The sequence below is a fragment of the Flavobacterium pasteuri genome (assembly GCF_048286615.1).
Lineage (GTDB): Bacteria > Bacteroidota > Bacteroidia > Flavobacteriales > Flavobacteriaceae > Flavobacterium.
This window is the reverse complement of record NZ_JBLVPN010000003.1, coordinates 265,443-286,902: the sequence shown is the minus strand read 5'-3', so window position 1 is coordinate 286,902 and position 21,460 is coordinate 265,443. Positions and strand designations below refer to the sequence as shown.

21 protein-coding genes and 1 pseudogene are annotated in these 21,460 nt (G+C 32.7%); 14 read left to right on the top strand and 8 right to left on the bottom strand.

Going from position 1 to position 21,460, the window contains the following annotated elements:
- Positions 1 to 149: 149 nt before the first annotated feature.
- From ACNQF6_RS06250 to ACNQF6_RS06220, 7 genes are all read right to left on the bottom strand, one after another.
- Positions 150 to 569 (bottom strand): hypothetical protein, encoded by a 420-nt coding sequence (locus tag ACNQF6_RS06250; protein WP_417964238.1) that lies wholly within the window; start codon positions 567 to 569, stop codon positions 150 to 152.
- Positions 570 to 571: 2 nt separating this feature from the next.
- On the bottom strand, positions 572 to 994 hold the full coding sequence (locus ACNQF6_RS06245; protein ID WP_417964236.1) for a helix-turn-helix domain-containing protein: 423 nt from the start codon (positions 992 to 994) through the stop codon (positions 572 to 574).
- A gap of 62 nt (positions 995 to 1,056) precedes the next feature.
- Positions 1,057 to 1,569 (bottom strand): hypothetical protein, encoded by a 513-nt coding sequence (locus tag ACNQF6_RS06240; protein ID WP_417964234.1) that lies wholly within the window; start codon positions 1,567 to 1,569, stop codon positions 1,057 to 1,059.
- 192 nt (positions 1,570 to 1,761) lie between these two features.
- On the bottom strand, positions 1,762 to 1,884 hold the full coding sequence (locus tag ACNQF6_RS06235; protein WP_417964232.1) for a hypothetical protein: 123 nt from the start codon (positions 1,882 to 1,884) through the stop codon (positions 1,762 to 1,764).
- Positions 1,885 to 1,887: 3 nt separating this feature from the next.
- The gene (locus ACNQF6_RS06230) at positions 1,888 to 3,507 is read right to left on the bottom strand and encodes an ATP-binding protein (RefSeq protein ID WP_417964230.1); all 1,620 of its coding nucleotides are present in this window, start codon (positions 3,505 to 3,507) and stop codon (positions 1,888 to 1,890) included.
- Positions 3,508 to 3,681: 174 nt separating this feature from the next.
- Positions 3,682 to 4,908: an SIR2 family protein gene (locus ACNQF6_RS06225; RefSeq protein WP_417964227.1), complete on the bottom strand. Its 1,227-nt coding sequence runs from the start codon at positions 4,906 to 4,908 to the stop codon at positions 3,682 to 3,684.
- A 1-nt stretch (position 4,909) separates the two neighbouring features.
- Positions 4,910 to 7,654 (bottom strand): DNA methyltransferase, encoded by a 2,745-nt coding sequence (locus ACNQF6_RS06220; protein WP_417964225.1) that lies wholly within the window; start codon positions 7,652 to 7,654, stop codon positions 4,910 to 4,912.
- A 399-nt stretch (positions 7,655 to 8,053) separates the two neighbouring features.
- Here ACNQF6_RS06220 and ACNQF6_RS06215 point away from each other — a divergent pair, with 399 nt between their 5' ends.
- The 13 genes and pseudogenes from ACNQF6_RS06215 (at position 8,054) to ACNQF6_RS06155 (ending at position 17,868) form a co-directional block, all read left to right on the top strand.
- Entirely contained in the window at positions 8,054 to 8,353 is a 300-nt protein-coding gene (locus ACNQF6_RS06215; RefSeq protein WP_417964223.1) for an ArsR/SmtB family transcription factor, read from the top strand.
- Positions 8,354 to 8,359: 6 nt separating this feature from the next.
- Positions 8,360 to 9,466 carry an NADH:flavin oxidoreductase gene (locus ACNQF6_RS06210; RefSeq protein WP_417964221.1) on the top strand — a complete coding sequence of 369 codons (1,107 nt, stop codon included), beginning with the start codon at positions 8,360 to 8,362 and terminating at the stop codon, positions 9,464 to 9,466.
- Between the two features lie 432 nt (positions 9,467 to 9,898).
- Positions 9,899 to 10,960 (top strand): NAD(P)-dependent alcohol dehydrogenase, encoded by a 1,062-nt coding sequence (locus ACNQF6_RS06205; RefSeq protein WP_417964219.1) that lies wholly within the window; start codon positions 9,899 to 9,901, stop codon positions 10,958 to 10,960.
- A gap of 364 nt (positions 10,961 to 11,324) precedes the next feature.
- Positions 11,325 to 11,573, top strand: a complete 249-nt coding sequence (locus tag ACNQF6_RS06200) for a molybdopterin-binding protein (RefSeq protein ID WP_417964217.1) — start codon at positions 11,325 to 11,327, stop codon at positions 11,571 to 11,573.
- Positions 11,574 to 11,641: 68 nt separating this feature from the next.
- On the top strand, positions 11,642 to 11,869 hold the full coding sequence (locus tag ACNQF6_RS06195) for a hypothetical protein (RefSeq protein ID WP_417964495.1): 228 nt from the start codon (positions 11,642 to 11,644) through the stop codon (positions 11,867 to 11,869).
- Positions 11,784 to 12,485, top strand: coding sequence for a sulfite exporter TauE/SafE family protein (locus ACNQF6_RS06190; RefSeq protein WP_417964493.1), 702 nt, complete (start codon positions 11,784 to 11,786; stop codon positions 12,483 to 12,485). Before ACNQF6_RS06195 ends, ACNQF6_RS06190 begins: the two co-directional genes overlap by 86 nt.
- Positions 12,486 to 12,865: 380 nt before the next feature.
- Positions 12,866 to 13,720: an EamA family transporter gene (locus ACNQF6_RS06185; protein WP_417964215.1), complete on the top strand. Its 855-nt coding sequence runs from the start codon at positions 12,866 to 12,868 to the stop codon at positions 13,718 to 13,720.
- 128 nt (positions 13,721 to 13,848) lie between these two features.
- A pseudogene (locus tag ACNQF6_RS06180) lies at positions 13,849 to 14,614 on the top strand (sulfite exporter TauE/SafE family protein).
- 324 nt (positions 14,615 to 14,938) lie between these two features.
- Positions 14,939 to 15,340: a hypothetical protein gene (locus ACNQF6_RS06175; protein WP_417964213.1), complete on the top strand. Its 402-nt coding sequence runs from the start codon at positions 14,939 to 14,941 to the stop codon at positions 15,338 to 15,340.
- Positions 15,341 to 15,561: 221 nt separating this feature from the next.
- Positions 15,562 to 15,867 (top strand): DUF202 domain-containing protein, encoded by a 306-nt coding sequence (locus ACNQF6_RS06170; RefSeq protein ID WP_417964211.1) that lies wholly within the window; start codon positions 15,562 to 15,564, stop codon positions 15,865 to 15,867.
- 256 nt (positions 15,868 to 16,123) lie between these two features.
- The gene (locus ACNQF6_RS06165) at positions 16,124 to 16,693 is read left to right on the top strand and encodes a TlpA family protein disulfide reductase (protein WP_417964209.1); all 570 of its coding nucleotides are present in this window, start codon (positions 16,124 to 16,126) and stop codon (positions 16,691 to 16,693) included.
- 102 nt (positions 16,694 to 16,795) lie between these two features.
- The gene (locus ACNQF6_RS06160; RefSeq protein WP_417964491.1) at positions 16,796 to 17,359 is read left to right on the top strand and encodes a YeeE/YedE family protein; all 564 of its coding nucleotides are present in this window, start codon (positions 16,796 to 16,798) and stop codon (positions 17,357 to 17,359) included.
- An 11-nt stretch (positions 17,360 to 17,370) separates the two neighbouring features.
- Positions 17,371 to 17,868 carry a DUF6691 family protein gene (locus tag ACNQF6_RS06155; RefSeq protein WP_417964207.1) on the top strand — a complete coding sequence of 166 codons (498 nt, stop codon included), beginning with the start codon at positions 17,371 to 17,373 and terminating at the stop codon, positions 17,866 to 17,868.
- Between the two features lie 450 nt (positions 17,869 to 18,318).
- On the opposite strand, the gene ACNQF6_RS06150 is transcribed toward ACNQF6_RS06155, so the two are convergent.
- A complete protein-coding gene (locus ACNQF6_RS06150) occupies positions 18,319 to 18,765 on the bottom strand; it encodes a TerB family tellurite resistance protein (RefSeq protein WP_282716772.1) in 447 nt (148 codons plus the stop codon).
- Between the two features lie 383 nt (positions 18,766 to 19,148).
- Between ACNQF6_RS06150 and katG the strand changes: the two genes are divergently transcribed.
- Positions 19,149 to 21,398, top strand: a complete 2,250-nt coding sequence (gene katG / locus ACNQF6_RS06145) for a catalase/peroxidase HPI (protein ID WP_417964205.1) — start codon at positions 19,149 to 19,151, stop codon at positions 21,396 to 21,398.
- The last annotated feature ends 62 nt before the right edge of the window (positions 21,399 to 21,460 follow it).

The window sequence follows — 21,460 nt, the reverse complement described above, 5'->3', positions numbered from 1 at the left end:
GTTAAAAACTCTTTCTTTTATAAGCATCTTATGCCTTATTTATATAAGAAAGTCCGTACTTCCTTAATTCATATGAATGAGGTAACGACAAAAAAAATCACTAAAGACAAAAGCCAATAGAAATTTGAATTTTCTTACAATACTATCTTTTATTTATTTACATGAAAAGATTTAGGATCTATCACCGGTAGAATGGCATTATGCAAATAAGTGCCTTTAAATGTCGAAAACATAATACCTCTAAGCGTTGAAATAGATATTGAATTCATAGCTATTATTATATCAGAAGGCAATTTTACTTCTTTTTCAATCGCATAATTTGCTAAATCTTCAATTTCAAATACCAAGTTAACCGAAAGATTGGCTAAAATAGATTGCTCATCTTCTACAAAAATGGCAACGGTTGGTTTAATAACATTCAAATTTTGATCGATATTAACCAAATGCTCTATATTGATATTGAATTTAAAAATAACATCATCCGGAAGTGCATAATCTATAGCCGTTAAACTTGACTGAGCAATTTCGATGTTCTTTAATCTAAAATTGATATTTTGTGATATATCCATGTTTACGCTGTTAATGAATAAGAATGCGCTATATCTAGCTTTGTAAAATTAAGCAAGCTGGAAAAATTAAAACTTCTCTTAAGTCCACCAGAAGATGCAACTTCAATATGCACATTTTTTATGGCTATCTTTTCATTAAGTTCTGAATCCACCAATTTAATAGGCAACACATCTTCCAATAACAACAGTGTGTCGGTAGTAAAATTATGTGTACCGCTTAGCCATTTACTTATTTCTGAATTGTTCTTATTTATTTTTTTGGCAAATTCCGATTTTTTTAAGCCAGTAGCTTCAATAGCCTCTGCAATTTTAATTGCCAATCTCATTTTACGCTCTGTTCTTTCTAATTCTTCATTAGAAATAGTTGCTATAAGAGAATCTAATAAGGGGCTATTGTAGGTTTTGGGTGTGTTTTTAGATTTCATACGAAGTTACTATTTGTTTTTTATTGGAATATGGTATCCTCATTTTCCGTTTTTATTTATTTTTACTGAATCTTGGTGATTTCATAATCTTCAAAATTAAAGGTTAAATCCCCTTCAAAATCCATAAAGTTGGGTTTAGTAATATCTTTATCTTTTAATCTTTGAGTAATTTCTTTTGAAAGATGTCTTAAAAAATAATTTTCTGCTTCTAGTTTTTTATCTTCTTGTAATGCTCTTATTGTTTTAGGTTTAAAACCACCTCCACCTAAAATAACAATATCATTACCATATCTAATACAATACAATCTTAATTTAGAATTTGGGTCGTCATATAACGCACAAACACCGTCTCCAGGAACACCCTCGTTTATTTTGAAAAACTGCTCCCTTGCTCCTGTTTTCTTTCCAATGGTAAGTAGCCTTTGAACGATGTCTTTTATTTCAAGATTATACGCTGAAATATTCTCTTCAATGAATTTGTCAAATAATGTTTTTTCTTCCTCTTCAATATACACGGAATATATGGATGAATGTGTTCCACTAAAGTTTTCAAGTTTTACTACTGTACATTCCATAGTTGTATTGAGAGTGCAAAGATAAATAAATATTTCACTTATAAGTGAAATTTAATAGTAATTAACAGTATTAGTAAAATAAGAATAAAACAATATTCTTTTGAAAATCCCTTTACTAAAACGGATTGTAAATCCGCTACATAAGGATTTTGGGTGTCTTTTTAGATTTCATACTAAATTAATATTTGTTTTTTATCGGAATATGGAATCACGTTTTTGACCACTTTCAACATCAAGAATATAAACGTGTTTACCAAAGTTGTCTTTGACATATTCGTTTTGTTCTATTGGTGATGCTTGTTGTGTTTTATTCATCTTTTAAAAAACACTTGGAGTATTAGAATCGGGTTTAATATTTGGCTCTGTGATTTTCAAAATCATTGGCATTGGAAAATCAACTCCGGTAAGCATTGCTTCACCAGAACTTAGGATTGGTAAAAATGACAAGGCACTTTTATTAGCATCAGAACAAGCAAACTCAATAGCCTCTCTGTCTTGTTGGTTGATTAATCGATGAACAATGAATGTTCCCATCTGGCTTAAAACCCCCCGTGGAATATCTCTTGGCATTTGTGTTGAAATAACTAAAAACAAACCAAACTTTCTACATTCTTTTGCAATTCTATCAAATGAATCTAACTCAACTTCTATAGAATATTCATCTTTAATTCTTTTATTTAAAAATAAATGCGCTTCATCTAAAAACAACAAAAGGCTTTTTTTACTATTGTCTTTAAATTTTTTGTTCAATGCACTTTCTAGTAAATATCTACCAATTGCATTTACTAATATTTCACGAAGATTTCCTTCAGTTGAAACTTTCTCAACTGAAATTATTAAAATATTTTCCTCAGATTTATCATCAAAAAAATTTTCAAATTCAGAAGTTATTTCTAAAAAAGGACTGCCCATCTTTCTGAATCCTAATGTTTTTGAAAAATTTTTATTTAACAATAATGATTTAATCCTAGCAATTAAAGAATGACAGTTTCCTAAATCTCTATCATTTATATTTCCAAAGTCTCTAATTGTTGGTTTTTTTCCTGTTATTAGTGATATGTTATTCATCTCATTGCTAAATGGATATTCATACACACATTCTAAATTTATTTGTCTATTTAAATGGTTTATATCAAATCTACAATCTTCATTGTTTACTTCTGGGTACTTTTCAAAAGCTAGAGAAAATGTACTACGTTCTCTATGTTGCTTTGAAAAGCACTTATTACTACCGCCACTTGTTATATCAGTATATGAAAGTATTTCTTTGATGATTGGCTCGTCCTTTGTTAATGAAGTATCGCTTAATATTAATTCTCTTAATCTAAGTGATCTAATTGCATCTTGAAACTTTGGTAATTGAACTTGACCTGCAGGACGGAACATTGCAATCAAATCGCTTTCTCTCATTGATTTGTAATCAAAATAAGTTGGATTTGTTCCATCAATAAAAGATAAATACTTAATTTTTTTATTTCCATTACTCAATGTTTCATACTCCCCTGTAGCATCAATTAAAATTGCTTTTCCATTTTGCTCAACAACTTGCTCAATTAGTTTTGCAATTGTCCAACTTTTTCCACCACCTGTAGTTCCAACTACTGCGCAATGTCTTCCAAACAAGGCTTGTGAAGAAACATTTATTTTATGATTTTCATTATCGGGTAAACTAGCTAATGGAATTGTAATTGGTTTTAAGCCATCTTTAACTCCAAACTCAGTAAGTAATGAACCTAAAAATTCATCTGAACATAAATATACTTTTGCACTAACTGGAGGCAATTGGTCTAATCCCTTTTTTGCTTTTAGTTTATAGTTGTCAAAGCAAAGTAAAATTTCGACTTTTCCTGTTGGGTGAAAAACTTCTTTTTCAAATTTAGCTTCGGTTAATTCAAAACGTTCTTTTTCAGGCAAAGCAATCTCAGTTATTTTTCCCAAAAAACCTACTCCGGTTCCTTCAATTACAATATATTTTCCTGTAATTGCATGATATCCTTTGTCTGCATTAAAAAATTTCTTTAATAATACAGAAGATGGGAAATGAACTTTTGTTTGTAATGGAGAAACCATTGAGACAAAACCGATAAATCTACTTTCTGAATATGGATTCATTTACTTTTTTGATTTTAAAACTTTAGCTAATTCTTCAATAATATCGTTTCTTTTATGTGCATTGTTTTTAGGATATTCATTTGCTAAATCTTCAAACTTTTCAGCAACAAGTGTAACATGTTCATAATGTTCCGCTATTGTATTTAATTCTTTTTGATATTCATTACCATTTGGAATAACTTCTGGATAACTAAAAGCCATTAGATTTAATGAAGGGTTTTGTTTTAAAGACTCTAATATTACTGATGATATATGCTTATCTATAAAACTGAATCCTATTGTAATCAATAATGTGTTTTCAGTTCGCAAAGCTTGCTGAAAACGTGCCATCATTTCAAAATAAGGTTGTTCATAAGAGTGCTCATATTTACTGTCCTGAGGAAACACCATTACTCTATTATCAATTTTGATACTTTTTTCATCAGCCTGAGTAATTTTATTATCAACTTTTTGCCAACTCAAAGAGCCATGCATTTTAAAAAGATAGAAAAGTTTTGAAATTGTACTATCCTTTTTATCTTGCCTATTATGACGCGTTTCTATAATATCATAGTCGAAATATTTTCCGTTAAACTCTCTAGGATTAGAAAATGTAAAACCATCAATAACGGTAAACATACTTTCTCTTGCAGCTTGTTCAAACAATGTATCATAATTTAGAGTAAAAATTTTGACTCTTGGATATTTCTGTGATCTTAATGTAATTTTATCTAAAAATTTTCTATGAGGAGAATTATTGGGTAATTTAAGAGTACACTTCTCGACAATAAAATTTTTTACTTCTAAAATTTCTTTGTCAAGATTTCTTTTAACACTATTAAACTTTCCTGCTTCAGATAGAAGTAACTCCAAATTTTTACTGGTACTATCAAACCCAGTTTCTTGAATTAATGTATCTAATTCAGTTTTTTTTTCTTTTTCAAATGCAGCCCATAAATCAGACATTATTAAACCTTTATTAATCTCTCCAATTTCAACTGAAGAACCTGCTCCTGAAAGAATAACAATATTTTCTATTTCACTATACTGATTTTGGAGTAGGTTAGTATAAAAGTCTCGTTTTTCTTTTTCCACATACTCTTCTAAAGTCATTTTTCTACTACCATTAGATAATTCAAGTTTTGGATTATCATCTTTAATTATTTCGCCATTAATATTTGCTGAAATAATTTTTGATTTATCTAATTCAATTTCAATACTTTTCTTTTTGTTTTTTAGTATAATCATATTATTTCTTTTTACCATTATTACCCTTCTCCTTTACAAACAACCCAGCCGTATATTTCTCATACAACTCAAACAAAAACTCCATACGTTTGGCTTCACTGCTAAAGGTTTGTTTACTGTAAGCTGCATCTACAGCTTTGTCTAATTCATTATGCGCTTTTACTAATGCTGGCGGCATTGTTAACGGACTGTATAAATCAGCTAAGGAACTAGCAGGAAATGAAGCTCGAACATCTAAAACGTTTTGCGCTTTTTCTTCAATACTTTTTATTTGCTTTTCAGTTGGATTTTCTGGCCAAGCATAGTTATTGTAAACTATTTCATTTGAATATCTAAAATCACTTTTTATTCTACCACAAGTTGTTTTAATCCAAGATAAATGCATTATTGAATGTAAAATTCCAAAATGATAAAGTGTTGCATTTGGAATAGACAAGCAGGAATTATTTAGAATGTCATTTTCGGTCATAAAACCCATTGGAATATACTTTCTGTTTTCAGATGAATGTGAAGGAATTAAAATATATTTACTTTTTGGTTGTCTATTTTCTGTGAATAGAGTCGGTTGATCAGCCCATTTTACAGTAGCTTGTTTTGTGCTTTTTAATCTCATCGATCTAACACCTTCAATTCTATTTAGCAAATGAGGCATTTGCTTCAATTCACTCGGCTCGGCATTTACTAACCACAAGCAATATCTTTTCTCCCCATTTATGAATTCATGTGCAGAAATTAAAGGTTTAATGAAGTTTATAGCTTTAGGTTCTTTCAATAGAAATTCATTTTTTTCATTTTCTGTAAAAAGAAAATAGCCTCCATCTGTAGGTTGGCTTCCTTTATACATTTTGGGAACGTTACAAAGTGGATTTGTTCTTTTAGTGATAAAAGAATCTTTTGCGTCGATTAAATAAGGATTAATATTCTTGGCTTTTATTTCGTGAGCTTCTCCTTTGATATTCTCATATTCAAATATTCGTTTATCATTAGTATCAAAGTTAGCAAAACCTATAATCACGCAATATACAGCCGCATTTCCTTTCGCTTCATTGCTCCATCTAAAAGTACGGTGCGTAAAATGAATTTTGATAGCATATTTATTTAGCATTTGCCCCCAGAGGATGCTGGTTTGTTCTCCTTGAACAATAGAATTAGTGGAGACGAAAGCTACTTTTATTTTAGTATCCTGAATGTATTTAGCAGCTTTTAAATACCAACCTGTTACATAATCTAAAACACCACATCCTTGAATGTTATCAAATTCTTTTACAATTTGGTTCCTCTGAAATTGGCTCATTATTTTTGAACCAATAAATGGAGGATTACCAATGATAAAAGATAGTTTGTCTTTAGCAATCACTTCTTCCCAATTAACTTCAAGTGCATTTCCATGAATAATTCTTGCTGATTTTTTCAATGGCAAACGCGCAAAGTATTGTCCAAATTCATTGCTAATCATCATATTCATCTGGTGATCCATCAACCACATGGCTACTTCGGCAATACGAGCGGGGAATTCCTCGTATTCAATTCCTGCCATCATATCTACATCGAGCCATATAATCTCTCGAATATCCAAAACTCCTTGTCCAGATTTATAAGTCGCCCGCAATACTTCCAGTTCTAATAAACGCAATTCACGGTAGGTAATCACAAGGAAGTTACCACAACCACAGGCGGGATCTAAAAATTTTAATTGGCTGATTTTTTTATGAAATTCAGGTAATTTGTTTTTGTTTCCTTTGATACTTTCAAATTCTGTCCAAAGTTCGTCTAAAAACAAAGGTTTTATTAGTTTCAGGATGTTGCTTTCGCTGGTGTAATGCGCTCCTAAGTTTCTACGTTCTTTAGGGTTCATTACACTTTGAAACATCGAACCAAAAATAGCGGGCGAAATTTTACTCCAATCGATATAACAACAATCCAAAAGAGCCAATCGCATTTTAGTATCAAAACTGGCAGAAGGTAAGACTTCTTCAAACAGCTTCCCATTTACATACGGGAAATCATTTAATTGTTCGTCTAGATTTTTAAAGCGTTTTTCTTTGGGTGTATTCAACACTTGAAACAGTTCTTGAATTTTTCCGGCTAAATCGCTTCCATCATCGGCAGTTCTATTTTCTATGAAATCTTGAAATTGTTGTTTGTCAAAAATGGTAGTATCCTCTGCAAACAAACAGAATAATATTCGAACCAAATATACTTCAAGCGGGTGTCCTTCATAACCAATTTCTTCCAAGCGGTCATGCAGTTTTCCCATCAATTCTGCCGCTTTTATATTGGCAGGGTCTTGTTCTTTGTACGTTTTCTTTTGATAACCCAATAAATAGCCAAAACTTTGGATGTTTTGGACTAAGTTATTTAGCGTAAATTCTAATGTCGTTTGTTCTTCTGTATCATACAATCTAAAATAATAGAAGTCACATACTAAAACGTATTTTGGTAATTCGTTTTGTTTTAATCCATGAGTATAATCAATGGCTTGCTGAAAAGCTTTGTCCAGGTTCTTTCCTCGGCTTTTCATTTCTACAAGTATCGTTCCTTTCCAGAGTAGGTCAATATAACCATCCGCATCAGAAAGTTTTTTTACTCTATGTTCAAAGGTTCCAATCTTTTTTCGGGAAATACCAAATACATCAAAAAAAGCATCTAAGAAGGGTTTAGCATCAGCTTCTTCGTTGGTAGTATTTTCCCATTCTTTAGAAAATCGTAGTGCACGATCTTTTATTTCATTCCAGCTTAAAGCCATAGTATGTATTGCAATTTGTTAATTATCCTTATCAAGAGTTCAAAATGTGTGTTTAGGCACAAAAAAAGGATTTCAATTCTTGATTCGCTTTATTTATCAAACCTACCAAATATAAATGATTTTAACACGATTATTTATACGTAGATACGCCTGATTATGAACAAATGTAAAGACTAAATAATTTATAAATTTACGGAAAGCCGTAAAAAACAAGTAAATATTTAGAATCTCTTTATCCGATTATCCAATACCTTGAGGTACTTCTCTTTCATAGTATCAGATAAATTCACCCTGTACAACAATCAGGGAACCAAAATAGTCAACTACTCTATCTCTTAAATATATCCTAAATATTTTACAATAAATTGATATATCGGGAAAAGTCGATATATTTGTACCATGGATCACATAGAACTATTTAAGGCGTTGTCAAACAAGTCGAGATTACTGATGCTCGAATGGTTAAAAGAACCTGAAATAAACTTTCCGGAACAACTAGCTTCCGGTTTTGAACACGGTGTTTGCGTAGGACAAATTCAGGCTAAAGCAGGACTAACCCAATCAACCGTTTCAGAATATTTATCAATTCTACAACGTGCTGGATTTATAGAATCTACTCGTGTTGGACAATGGACCTATTACAAGCGCAACGAAAAAGCATTTACAGCACTCAGCAAAATAATCGAATCTAATCTATAAAATAATATGAATACAAATAGTTTGTTTACGCCCTTCCAATTGAAGACGCTAAACCTTAAAAATAGAATTGTAATGGCGCCTATGACGCGCTCATTTTCTCCAAATGGAGTACCAACAGATGCTGTAGCAGCTTATTATCAAAAAAGAGCTGAAGGCGAAGTAGGTTTACTATTATCTGAAGGAACTGTAATTAATAGACCTTCTTCATCTAATGATGCCAATGTACCCCACTTTTATGGTGATCAATCTCTGGCAGGATGGAAACAAGTGATTGATGGCGTACATTCTGCAGGCGGACAGATGGGACCACAATTATGGCACATGGGAATTATGGACAATCACCATTCCGGTTGGGTTCCATCAGTACCTTTTGAAGGACCATCAGGACTAAATAGACCAGGTTTTAACAATGGTACTACGATGACAACAAATGATATCGAAAATACAATCATAGCTTTTGGAAAAGCTGCCGCTGATGCCAAGAGATTAGGTTTTGACTGTATCGAAATTCATGGTGCTCACGATTATTTGATTGATCAATTTTTCTGGGATGCCACAAATCAGCGTACTGATAATTATGGTGGAAAAACATTAGCAGAACGTACTCGTTTTGCCGTAGAAGTGATTAGAGAAATAAGAAAACAAGTAGGTGAAGATTTTGCTGTAATTATGAGACTCTCTCAGTTTAAGCCATCGGATTATAACTTCAAACTGGCAAAAACACCTCAAGAAATGGAAGCTTGGCTTAGTCCTTTGATTGATGCGGGTGTCGATATTTTACATTGTTCACAGCGCCGTTTTTGGGAACCGGAATTTGAAGAAAATGATCTTAATTTTGCAGGCTGGGCTAAAAAAATCACAGGAAAACCAACTATTACAGTAGGTTCTGTTGGACTTTCTGGAGATTTCTTTGGAGCTTTTACAGGCGAAAGTTCACAACCTACTTCTTTGGATGAATTAACAAGACGTTTAGACAGAGGTGATTTTGACCTTGTAGCTGTAGGAAGACCTCTTTTATCAGACCCGAATTGGGTTAGTAAAATAAAAGCCGGAAACAACGATCAACTAAAAGGCTTTAGCAAAGAAGCATTAAGTGAATTGGTATTGGAATAAATTATAATCCAAAAAATATTTACAGGAAAGTTTTCTAAAAATTTAATTGACTAAAAAATTACTTCATTGGATTCCAAATGATTACTTGCAACAAATAGGTCAACATTATTTTACCAACTATCTTAATCACAACAACTAAAAGAGAGACTTCATAGTAATTTCTCTCTTTTTTATGTTTTGCGAATAGCTCCATTAACATTATAGGGTATACTCTTTTAAAACATAGTTGTTTTATAAAATGAATAACAAAAAGATCACTGACTTTATAAACGAAATACACTTGAAACAAACCCTGTCAAATTTAGAAATATTTGATTTTTTGTAAACAATATTTTTTATTCCACTAATAATCAAACTATTTACTAAATTTAATTAAAAATGATAAGGTCAACCAAAAATTATAAATACTATTTTTAATAAAACTCTTTAAAAATGAACACAACGACAAATGTAAAAGCTTACGGTACAGAAGCAGCTGATGCTCCTTTAAAACAAATGGATATACAACGTAGAAATGCTACTGCAAAAGACATTGAAATCGAAATTTTGTATTGTGGTGTTTGTCACTCTGATTTACACACGGCAAAAAATGATTGGGGATTTACCACTTATCCTGCGGTTCCGGGTCATGAAATTGTGGGAAAAGTAACCAAAGTAGGAAATGAAGTTACTAAACTAAAAGTAGGTGATTTTGCTGCGGTAGGTTGTTTAGTAGACTCCTGCAAGACCTGCGATAATTGCAAACAAGATCTGGAACAATATTGCTCTAACGGGTGGATTGGCACTTACAATGGAGAAGATAAGCATTTGGGCGGAATGACTTTTGGAGGCTATTCTGAAAATATTGTAGTAGACGAAGATTTCGTTTTAAAAGTACCCGCTAATCTTGACTTGGCTGCTACAGCTCCTTTATTATGTGCGGGAATAACCACTTGGTCACCACTTCGCCACTGGAAAGTTGGAAAAGGAAGTAAAGTTGCGGTTGTAGGTTTAGGCGGATTAGGGCATATGGCTATAAAACTTGCCAAAGGATTAGGCGCTGAAGTTACCCTTTTCTCCAGAACACCAGATAAAGAAAAAGACGCTTTCGAATTGGGTGCAGATGCTGTTGTTATTTCAACTAATGAAAATCACATGAATGCTGTAAACGGAAAATTTGATTTAATCATAGACACTGTTCCTTATGTTCATGATATCAATCCGTATGTGGAAACTTTAAACACTAATGGAACTTTAGTTTTAGTAGGTTATTTAGGTGGCTTGGAACCTATTTTGAATACTGTTCCGATGATTATGGGTAGAAAATCCGTAGCAGGTTCCTTAATTGGCGGAATCGCAGAAACTCAGGAAATGCTTGATTTCTGTGGGCAACATAATATTGTCTCTGAAATTGAAGTGATCAAAATCCAGGATATCAACGAAGCTTACGAAAGAATGCTAAAAAGCGATGTTCGCTATCGTTTTGTAATTGATATGGCTTCTTTAAAAAGCTAAAACACAAACTACTTTTAGCCTTACGCTATAATAGAATTATAAAGAGAACGACGGTATTTATTTGTATCAACGTTCTCTTTTTATTTATAAAACAAATGCTTTTTAAAGTTATTAATTGTTTGATTTTATTAATATATCATTTGAATTTAAGCTATCAGAAACAGATTTATTGTTGCCTTTTAGAAACGGAAAAAACATTCTGTCTTTAATTCCGTAAAAACATAAGTATAAATAGAAGCTCTAGGAGATCAATTCATCACAGTAGTTGAAAAATTAACCCTTTTCAATTACAAAACAAAAGAATAATTAGTATTAGAGAATAATTGATTTTATTTGCAACTTACGCCTATTAAAATTTAGCACAATGAATACATTTAAAAAATGTGCCGAAAATGTCGTTTTTCATAAGATAAAACGCAAACCGGGTAAACCATTATTATTTGGAACAAAAGCAAATAAAGTTATTTTTGGGCTTCCTGGAAATCTAGCTTCTGTATTAACCTGTTTTTATGAGTATGTGCTTCGCGCTATTGGAATTATGACCAAACGTAACGTTACATTGCAGACAAAAAAAATGATTTTACACAAGAATATCAAAAACTGGCAGGCATGACACATTTTTTAAAAGCGTCGTATAAAGATGGTTTAGTTGCTCTTGAAACAGGTCAGTAATCCTATAAAATTTCTTCGTTTACTAACGCTTATTGTCTGGTAATAATTCCAGAAAACACATCAAAAATTGAATCAGGTCAGGAAATAGAAGTATATTTATTTCCTTTTTTAAAATTACCAAATGACATTATCCTTATCCTTTTTTTTATTACTGTTTATTATTGCATTTTTATACGCAGCGGTTGGTCATGGTGGAGCAAGTGGTTATTTAGCGTTAATGGCTATTTTCAGCTTTGATCCAAATTTCATGAAACCAACAGCCTTGATATTAAACTTGTTTGTATCACTGGTTTCCTTTACACTGTTTTTTCGAGAAGGACATTTCAAATGGAAACTTTTTCTGCCCTTTGCCCTAGCCTCAATTCCTTTTTCGTTTTTAGGAGGTATGATATCATTAGACGGCGATATATATAAAAAAGTTTTGGGGTTAATTCTCTTAATACCCGTTATAAAATTTTCTGTATATCCGAATACGGACGATTCTGAGTTGAAAAAAAACACGATTGGATTGACACTTATTATCGGTGCCAGTATAGGATTTCTTTCTGGTTTAATTGGTATTGGAGGAGGTATTTTACTTTCTCCATTATTGTTAATGTTACATTGGTCAAACCAAAAACAAACTGCGGCTATTAGCGCATTATTTATTTTTGTGAATTCAGCATCTGGTTTAGCGGGACAATTATCAAAGGGTATTAAATTTGAAACCGACATGCTTACTTTTGTTACTGTCGCTTTTATTGGCGGGATATTGGGCGCATGGTTAGGGGCTAAAAAGTTTAATCAATCGATCCTTAAATATATTTTAGCAACAGCATTATTAGTTGCTTCAATCAAATTATTACTTACCTGATTAATTTTATTTTACGAAATAAAAGTACTTTTTTTAAAGTATCCTTTAACGTGTATGCACTTATACCATAGTATTGGAATTGTAAAATTAGGTTAAATTTGTCTTTTTGTATTCACATCATCGGCACAAAGAAAAACCGCAATAGATGCTTGAAGTAAATGTATTGAAAGCATTAAAGCAGAAATCCCTATATGGGGTAAAGAACAATTTGAAGGCGATTCCTATCAGTGGAAGGTCAATCCTTTATAATTTATTATGATTAGCAATCTAAACTTCCAAAAATTATTGCTGTTAGGGCTTATTATCCAATGAATTATTTACATCACAAGCTACTTTAAATTATAAATTTTGTAGTTTTACCCGCCTATATTCTACCCTTAATGAAACTGAAACAGATCAATATTCCTCCATTACCTGCCGTACTTTTAGCAATAATAAGCGTGCAATCTGGTGCAGCTATAGCGAAAGGTCTTTTCCCTGCTATTGGTGCTGCCGGAACAGCTTCTTTAAGAATTGGCATCTCCGCATTAATATTATTTGCTGTTTACAGGCCAAACCTAAAAAAAATAACAATTGAGCAATGGAAATTAGTAACTCCCTATGGCTTGTCTTTAGGTGCAATGAATTTGATTTTTTATCTTTCCATTGAGAGAATTCCCATTGGACTTGCAGTCACGCTGGAATTCATAGGTCCTTTATTAGTCGCTGTTTTAGGCTCAAAACGCACAATAGATTTTTTCTGGGTACTTCTTGCTGCAGCCGGAATCGTTTTGATTGCTCCATGGTCAAATAATGGATTAGACATTCTAGGTGTAGTATTTGCTCTTTTGGCTGGTGCACTTTGGGCGGCTTATATAATATTAGGAGGGAAAATTTCAAAAATAATGAAAGGTGGAGATGCTGTTACTATAGGAATGTTATTTGCTTCTATACTAATTGTCCCTTTTGGAATTCTAGGAAATGGGCTAATCAACCTTACACCTCAACTTTTAGGATTAGGAGTAGCTCTCGCTTTATTATCAAGTGCAATTCCTTTTACATTAGAAATGAAAGCACTGGGACAACTTCCAGCACGTACTTTCAGTATTTTAATGAGTTTAGAACCAGCTGCCGCATCTATTTGTGCTTTTCTTTTTTTACAAGAATACCTTACTTTTAATGAAATTTTAGCGGTAATTTTTGTGGTAATAGCTTCTGCAGGTTCTACAATTACCTCAAAAACGCAAGAACATTAAAAATTTCAGTGCTGTTTTAAAATACCTTCGCTGATTTATTTTTTGAAAAAAAAAATTAGCAATGGGAGAAATATTACTGTGTATGCAATTTTAACTGACAATCTTTGCAGTATAAAATTTTACTACTTATGGAATATATCGGTTATTTTACATCAATAATCATTGGCGCTGCACTAGGATTAATCGGTGGTGGCAGCTGTATCCTTACCCTACCCGTTTTAGTCTATTTATTTGCTATCGAACCCGTTTTAGCAACTACTTATTCCTTAATTTATTGTAGGATTTGCAAGTGCTGTGAATCCTGTGGGCTATTTCAAAAAAGGGTTGGTAAATATCAAAACAGCATTTTTTTTGGCATTCCGTCAATCATTGCAGTTTTTACCTCGAGAGCTTTTATTGTACCTACAATCCCAAAAGAAGTGTTTTCCATTGGAGAATTTATAGTTACAAAAACCTATTGATGATGTTACTCTTTGCTGTAATTATGATTGCTGTTTCGTATAGCATCATCAAAAAAAATAGACGAAAAGTCCGAAGAACAAAAATTCAATTACCCTCTCATACTTATCGAAGGTGCTATTGTTGGTGTTATTACAGGATTAGTTGGAGCCGGCGGCGGTTTCTTAATTATACCGGCATTAGTCGTATTAAGTAAGCTTCCTATGAAAGAAGCAGTTGGAACATCATTGGTAATTATAGCTGCCAAATCATTGATTGGTTTCTTTGGAGAAAATGGAATTAATAGGCAATTTCTTCTTACCATTTCAGCATTTGTTGGGATTTTCATTAGCACTGCATTATCTAAAAAATAATGAAAACAAACTGAAACCCGCATTTGGTTTATTGGTTTTAGTTATGGGAATCTACAAAATAATAACCAAAGACCTTTTATAAAATAAAATTCGATAAAAATCTAAACTAAATTGAATTTTAAAAGTTGCATTAGGAATTAATATCTATCTTTTTTAACACCAAAATGGACTTGATATTTTAGTTTTAATTGTATTTAAACTTAAAATTAAGTGTTCTATTTAAGAAGAAAAACATAGTAATAAACCTATTTCCTAAATAAATAATTAAAAAAAATATTTGTTTTAGTTCACTCATTCAGAGAACTATAAATAACTGAACAATTGTAAAAGCATTTTTTAACAGAATGCAAAAAGCAACCTTTCATTCTCTTTAACATCCTTTAAGTAACAAATAAATTTAATAATTATGAAAAATTTTAGATTACAAGCAGCAGTTATTCTACTATTAGTTTCAACAGCTTTCGCATCATGCAGCGATGAGGACAACAAACCAAATACAGTTACTAAAACCTCATTGGTAACAAAAGTTGAAGGCGCTGTAACCGGAGACATAAATGTTGAAGTTCCATTAACTGTCACTTTTTCAGTTGACAATAATTGTGGTTCTTACAACAAGTATATCGAAACTGCAGCTGCCAACACTAAAACGATTGAAGTAGAATCAAAGTATGAAGGAACAGATTGTGGAACGACTCCAGTAAGCAAAACTGTAGTTTACAAGTTTAAATCTACAGCTGTGGGAACTTACAATTTAAAATTTAAAAAAACGGCTACTGAGTTTATAACACACACTATAGTTATTGATTAGTTTTTTTGGTTTGTTTAATTAATGATAGAAACACCAGTTGAATAGCTGGTGTTTTTTCATTTTTTAAAAGTAGTTATGCGTTGGAATTACCAGAAAACACAAATTTATATTTTAAAAATTTACAATTATGGCAACTTTTTATGTTGTGTAACATTTGTCACTATCTTCCTTAAATTCATGCTATATCTTTGTAGCATACGTTTATTAAGAAATTTAAGGATATGAAAGACACAAAAGCAATAAACAAAGACTTGATTTTAAGAGAACGATTAGCGTTACAAAGGACAGTGCTAGCGAATCAATCTACTTTTCTTGCATTCCTGAGAACGGCAATGTACTTTTTAATTGCAGGATTGAGTTTGCGAAATTTATTAAAAGTAGAAAATAGTTTCCTGATTGAAATAGCACTTTTTGTCATTTCATTCGTGATACTTTTACTTGGCACTTTTAACTATTTCAAGCATAAAAAATCCATTTTTAAAAATAAAACACACATTGGCGATTATCAATTAGAATACTATGAGTGATGTTAGTCTAAATGTTTTCAAGGCCTGACATCGCATTCTCGTCTCCAGGATAAGCCACCATGAAACTTATAGTTCATACATTTTCGTTTAATATACAGAGAGTCTGCAAGGCTAAATTTGAACAGAAAAATTAAATCTTAATTTCGCAAATTAAACACATCAAAATTGAATGAATAATTTGGACTAAATTTTTTAGCAGCTAAAGCAAAATATACTAAAGTGCATCCTTTTAAACTAAAATTTAAAACCAATAAAAATGATCTGGAAAACACCTAAAAAATCTACTCTTCAAAATGTTGCTTTTATGCTATTTATTGCCCTGTTGCTGTTTAGTCCTTTGGGCACTTTTGTAAAAATACAAGTAAACCGCTTAATCGTTTTTTCGCCTAAAACAATTGCAGTAACGGATCAAAAAATGCTGTCCAGTTACCAATGGCAATTAGTCGATGCTACCGGGCAGCGTGTAACTTTGGAAGACTATAAAGGAAAAATGATATTCATTAATTTCTGGGCCACATGGTGTCCGCCTTGCATTGCCGAAATGCCAAGTATACAAAAATTATATGCTGATTATCATGACAAAATTGTCTTTTTGTTTGTTACAACAGATTCTTTTGAAAAAGCAAAAACATTTATGGTCAGAGAAAATTTAACGCTTCCTGTCTACCAATCGGTTACAAATCCTCCGTTAGAAATGGACTCAACTACAATTCCTGCCACGTACCTCATTGATAAACAAGGATATTTAATTTTAGCCAAAATTGGAACTGCAAATTGGAATAGTGATTCGTTCCGAGAAAAGTTAGATCATTATATTAGAAAATAAAATCAATGTGATTTTTTAAATTTTTTTTGTTGTGTGACAAAAGTAACACAACTACTCATTTAGAAGTTGAATCTTTGCGGTACTAAATCAACAAAAATGGAAATTTTAGAATTCATCAAACAACCTTGGCCTTGGTATATAGCGGGGCCATTAGTTGGACTTACCGTACCCGCATTATTAATTATTGGAAATAAATCTTTTGGAATTAGTGCTTCATTACGTCACACTTGTGCGATGTGCTTACCGGCAAATATTAAATTTTTCAAATACGATTGGAAAAAAGAAATCTGGAATATGTTTTTTGTATTCGGAATAGTAGTGGGTGGTGTTATTGCTTTCAATTTTTTGTCAAATCCAAATCCAATTATTATAAACGATGCTCTAAGAACAGAATTAGCTTCTTATGGAGTTACAAATATCGACGGAATGTTACCCGCACAACTCTTCTCGTGGGCAAATTTAATCACACTCAAAGGATTTTTTATGATGGTTACAGGTGGTTTTTTTATTGGTTTCGGTTCTCGTTATGCGGGAGGTTGTACCAGTGGTCATTCTATTTCCGGTTTGTCTAATTTACAATTGCCTTCGTTGATTGCCACCTCTAGTTTCTACATAGGCGGATTGATTATGGCAAATATCATTTTACCTTTAATACTTTCTATTTAATACTATCAAACATGCAAAATAAAGATCAAAATACAGATTTCGAAACACGTTCTTTAGACACCGTTTGTATCAACGAGAGTCAATTAGAACACAAGTGGTATCATAATTTAAAATACGTAATCGTAGGTATAGCTTTTGGAATTGTTTTCATCAAAGCCGAGGTTATCAGCTGGTACCGCATTCAGGAAATGTTCCGTTTTCAATCCTTTCACATGTATGGGATCATAGGAAGTGCGGTTGTGGTTGGAATAATATCTATTTTGCTGATAAAAGAATTCAATATTAAAACCATTTATGGGGAAAAAATTGAATTTCACAACAAAACCTTCAACAAAGGACAAATCTACGGCGGGCTTATCTTTGGATTGGGTTGGGCCATAACTGGAGCGTGCCCGGGACCATTATTTGCCCAGATTGGAACTGGCGCGACAGTAATGATTGTTACCTTATTATCGGCAGTAGTGGGGACTTGGCTATATGGCTATTTTAGAGATAAACTACCTCATTAATAATTATGAATCCAGAAAAACAAAATATAGTACAATTAAATCGATAGTAAAAAATGATTTAGCAAAATGAAACGCATTTGAGTTCTATCCATTTTAATCCAAGTGATAAAATTTCATTATCAAATAATTCAGTAGTAGATACAAAAAGGTTCCTATCACAGCAAGTGTAATGGCAAAGCTAATCAGGTTGAGAACGATATTAGGAATAAACTTCAATCTAGGGTGTGTGATGAAAGGCTCCCGATGCAGTCTTTCATGAAAGTTTTCCTTTGCTATTTTGAGTTTCTTTTTGATAGCCCTTGCGTTTTACAGACAATAGCGATGTATAGTCACTATTGATTTTTGGTTTCCTATTTTGAACACTCTAAATTACACAATATATTTAAGATAAATAGGTTATACAATATATTTAATCTGATTAGGCAGTAACAGTATCAGAAATACTGCCGTTTATATCCCTTTAATATTCCCTTTATTCTTCAAAAAAATCACTTCAATGATTTTACTGGTCATATCAGCATCAATTTTTAATCGATTTGATAAAACTTCAATTAGGTTTTTTTCTTCTTTTTCTAATGTTCCATCCGCCAGTAACACTTCTAATGCAAGAGCAAATACAGTTTCTTTATCTTCTTCTTCTATTAGTTCACAACAGGCCGAAATATATTTTAACTGTCCCAGTTCTGTTCTTAAATTAAATGATCTTACATAAAGAGGTGAAATATCAATTCCAATAAATTTCTGTTTTGAATGCAATATTCTTGATAACGATGCTGTTTCCGAATCCTTAATTTGATTATCCGCAGAAATACAAGAATATAAAATTCCAACCCAAGCTTCAAACTCCGAGTTTACTGGATTGTGGTCACTATTATTTTTATTTTCAAATAAACTCATGTTTTTATTTTTTTCTAAAGTTACTGTTTACCTTCCAACTCGTTGCTTGAGTTTGGCAATAAATTACTATTTATTTTTGTAGCATCAGTAAATTTCTAAATATAGACCTACTTATTCCAGAAATCAATTCCTTAATTTAAAAAAGAAAGTATATCCATATTAAAAATAAAAAAATTTAAGGACAACGATTCTCACTTATTTATTAATTTAATATTGGCTTAATAATATCCTCATGAACTGATGTTCATTTAATTAAATATTTTTAGTAGTTTTATTAATCACTAATATTATCTATAACTATAGTTTTTATCTATTAAAAATAAAATTAGGTACGAATAGTTTTTAGTAAATTCGCTTCAAGTAAATAAAAAATCAATCATATTATGGAAAATAACACAAACCAAACATCCTACAACGTCAACGGAGAAAGTAAATGCCCGTTTTCTGGTGGAGTTGCTCCAAACCAAAGTTCTGCATCAGGAACAAGTAATCGCGACTGGTGGCCAAATCAATTGAAATTGAATATTCTGCGCCAAAACTCCTCTCTATCAAATCCTATGGGAGAAACTTTTAATTACGCGCAGGAATTCAAATCTCTAGATTTTGAAGCTTTAAAAAAAGACATTATGGATGTCATTACTACCTCTCAGGATTGGTGGCCTGCTGATTATGGCAGCTATGGTCCGTTTTTCATTAGAATGGCTTGGCACAGTGCAGGTACGTATCGTATTGCTGACGGTCGTGGTGGTTCAGGTTTTGGTACACAGCGTTTTGCTCCCCTAAATAGCTGGCCAGATAATGCAAACTTAGACAAGGCTCGTTTATTGTTATGGCCAATAAAACAAAAATACGGTAAGAAAATTTCATGGGCAGATTTAATGGTTCTAACAGGTAACTGCGCACTTGAGTCCGCTGGTTTTGAAACCTTTGGCTTCGCTGGTGGACGAGAAGATGTCTGGGAACCACAAGAAGATATTTATTGGGGTTCTGAAAAAGAATGGTTGGCACTTAGTAACACTCCAAACAGCCGTTATTCAGGTGATCGTGAGTTAGAAAACCCTCTAGCTGCTGTACAAATGGGACTTATTTATGTAAATCCTGAAGGTCCTGACGGTAATCCTGATCCGCTATTAGCAGCTCGCGACATTCGTGAAACCTTTGCCCGTATGGCTATGAATGACGAAGAGACAGTTGCCCTTATTGCCGGTGGACATACATTGGGCAAAACCCATGGTGCTGCTGATCCAAATAAATACGTGGGTCCAGAACCAGCTGCAGCGTCTATTGTAGAGCAAGGTTTAGGTTGGAAAAACACTTATGGTACTGGAAATGCTGGTGATACAATTACAAGTGGTCTTGAAGGTGCTTGGACCACAACGCCGATAAAATGGAGTAATAACTACTTTGAAAACTTGTTCGGGTTCGAATGGGAATTGACAAAAAGTCCAGCCGGTGCACATCAATGGAAACCAAAAAACAATGCAGGAGCAGGTACAGTACCGGATGCTCACGACCCTGCAAAAAGCCATCAACCTTTTATGTTGACTACCGACTTATCATTACGAGTAGATCCTATTTACGAGAAAATTTCTAGACACTTTTTTGAAAATCCAGCCGAATTTAATGATGCATTTGCAAGAGCATGGTTCAAGCTAACACATAGAGATATGGGACCAAAAGTGCGCTATTTAGGATCAGAAGTTCCTGCTGAAGAACTAATTTGGCAAGACCCGGTTCCTGCTGTTACACATCCCTTAATTGATGACCAGGATATTGCCACGCTTAAAGCAAAAATTCTAGCTTCAGGATTGTCTGTATCTGAACTTGTAACTACTGCTTGGGCATCAGCATCTACTTTCCGTGGCTCTGATAAACGTGGTGGCGCAAACGGTGCCCGCATTCGTTTAGAACCTCAAAAAGATTGGAAAGTAAACAACCCATCTCAACTTGAAAAAGTCCTTAACAAACTTGAAAATATCAAAAATGAGTTCAACAGCACACAATCTAACTTAAAATACGTTTCAATTGCTGACTTGATTGTTTTAGGTGGTAGTGCAGGAATTGAAAAAGCTGCTTCAAATGCAGGACATTATGTTTCAGTGCCTTTCATACCGGGACGTACAGATGCTTCACAAGAGCAAACTGATGTAGAATCATTTGCAGTTCTGGAACCACAAGCAGATGGATTCCGTAATTATGTTAAAACAAAATATACGGTTTCAGCAGAGGAAATGTTAATCGACAAAGCTCAATTATTAAACTTGACTACACCAGAAATGACAGTTCTTGTAGGTGGCATGCGTGTGTTAAACACTAACTTTGATCAGTCTCAAAACGGTGTTTTCACAAAACGTCCTGAGACTCTTACAAATGATTTCTTTGTTAATTTACTTGATTTAGGTACGAATTGGAAAGCTGTTTCAGAATCTGATGATGCATTTGTAGGAAGTGATCGTATGGTAGGCGGATTAAAGTGGATTGGAACTCGTGTCGATCTAATTTTTGGTTCTAACTCAGAGTTAAGAGCTCTAGCCGAAGTATATGGCTATAGTGATGGTCAAGAAAAGTTTGTAAAAGACTTTATTGCAGCTTGGACTAAAGTAATGAACTTAGACCGTTTCGACTTAGTTTAATATTAGAATTTATAATTTGTTCGAAAAGGTGGTCTGGTAACGGATCACCTTTTTTGTTTTAT

Coding starts and splice junctions, on each gene's coding strand:
- ACNQF6_RS06170 (WP_417964211.1), top strand. CDS start 15,562: ATGAAAGACACAAAAGCAATAAACAAAGACTTGATTTTAAGAGAACGA.
- ACNQF6_RS06155 (WP_417964207.1), top strand. CDS start 17,371: ATGCAAAATAAAGATCAAAATACAGATTTCGAAACACGTTCTTTAGAC.
- ACNQF6_RS06240 (WP_417964234.1), bottom strand. CDS start 1,569: ATGGAATGTACAGTAGTAAAACTTGAAAACTTTAGTGGAACACATTCA.
- ACNQF6_RS06205 (WP_417964219.1), top strand. CDS start 9,899: ATGAACACAACGACAAATGTAAAAGCTTACGGTACAGAAGCAGCTGAT.
- ACNQF6_RS06235 (WP_417964232.1), bottom strand. CDS start 1,884: ATGAATAAAACACAACAAGCATCACCAATAGAACAAAACGAATATGTC.
- katG (WP_417964205.1), top strand. CDS start 19,149: ATGGAAAATAACACAAACCAAACATCCTACAACGTCAACGGAGAAAGT.
- ACNQF6_RS06200 (WP_417964217.1), top strand. CDS start 11,325: ATGAATACATTTAAAAAATGTGCCGAAAATGTCGTTTTTCATAAGATA.
- ACNQF6_RS06250 (WP_417964238.1), bottom strand. CDS start 569: ATGGATATATCACAAAATATCAATTTTAGATTAAAGAACATCGAAATT.
- ACNQF6_RS06225 (WP_417964227.1), bottom strand. CDS start 4,908: ATGATTATACTAAAAAACAAAAAGAAAAGTATTGAAATTGAATTAGAT.
- ACNQF6_RS06165 (WP_417964209.1), top strand. CDS start 16,124: ATGATCTGGAAAACACCTAAAAAATCTACTCTTCAAAATGTTGCTTTT.
- ACNQF6_RS06220 (WP_417964225.1), bottom strand. CDS start 7,654: ATGGCTTTAAGCTGGAATGAAATAAAAGATCGTGCACTACGATTTTCT.
- ACNQF6_RS06215 (WP_417964223.1), top strand. CDS start 8,054: ATGGATCACATAGAACTATTTAAGGCGTTGTCAAACAAGTCGAGATTA.
- ACNQF6_RS06245 (WP_417964236.1), bottom strand. CDS start 994: ATGAAATCTAAAAACACACCCAAAACCTACAATAGCCCCTTATTAGAT.
- ACNQF6_RS06175 (WP_417964213.1), top strand. CDS start 14,939: ATGAAAAATTTTAGATTACAAGCAGCAGTTATTCTACTATTAGTTTCA.
- ACNQF6_RS06210 (WP_417964221.1), top strand. CDS start 8,360: ATGAATACAAATAGTTTGTTTACGCCCTTCCAATTGAAGACGCTAAAC.
- ACNQF6_RS06185 (WP_417964215.1), top strand. CDS start 12,866: ATGAAACTGAAACAGATCAATATTCCTCCATTACCTGCCGTACTTTTA.
- ACNQF6_RS06150 (WP_282716772.1), bottom strand. CDS start 18,765: ATGAGTTTATTTGAAAATAAAAATAATAGTGACCACAATCCAGTAAAC.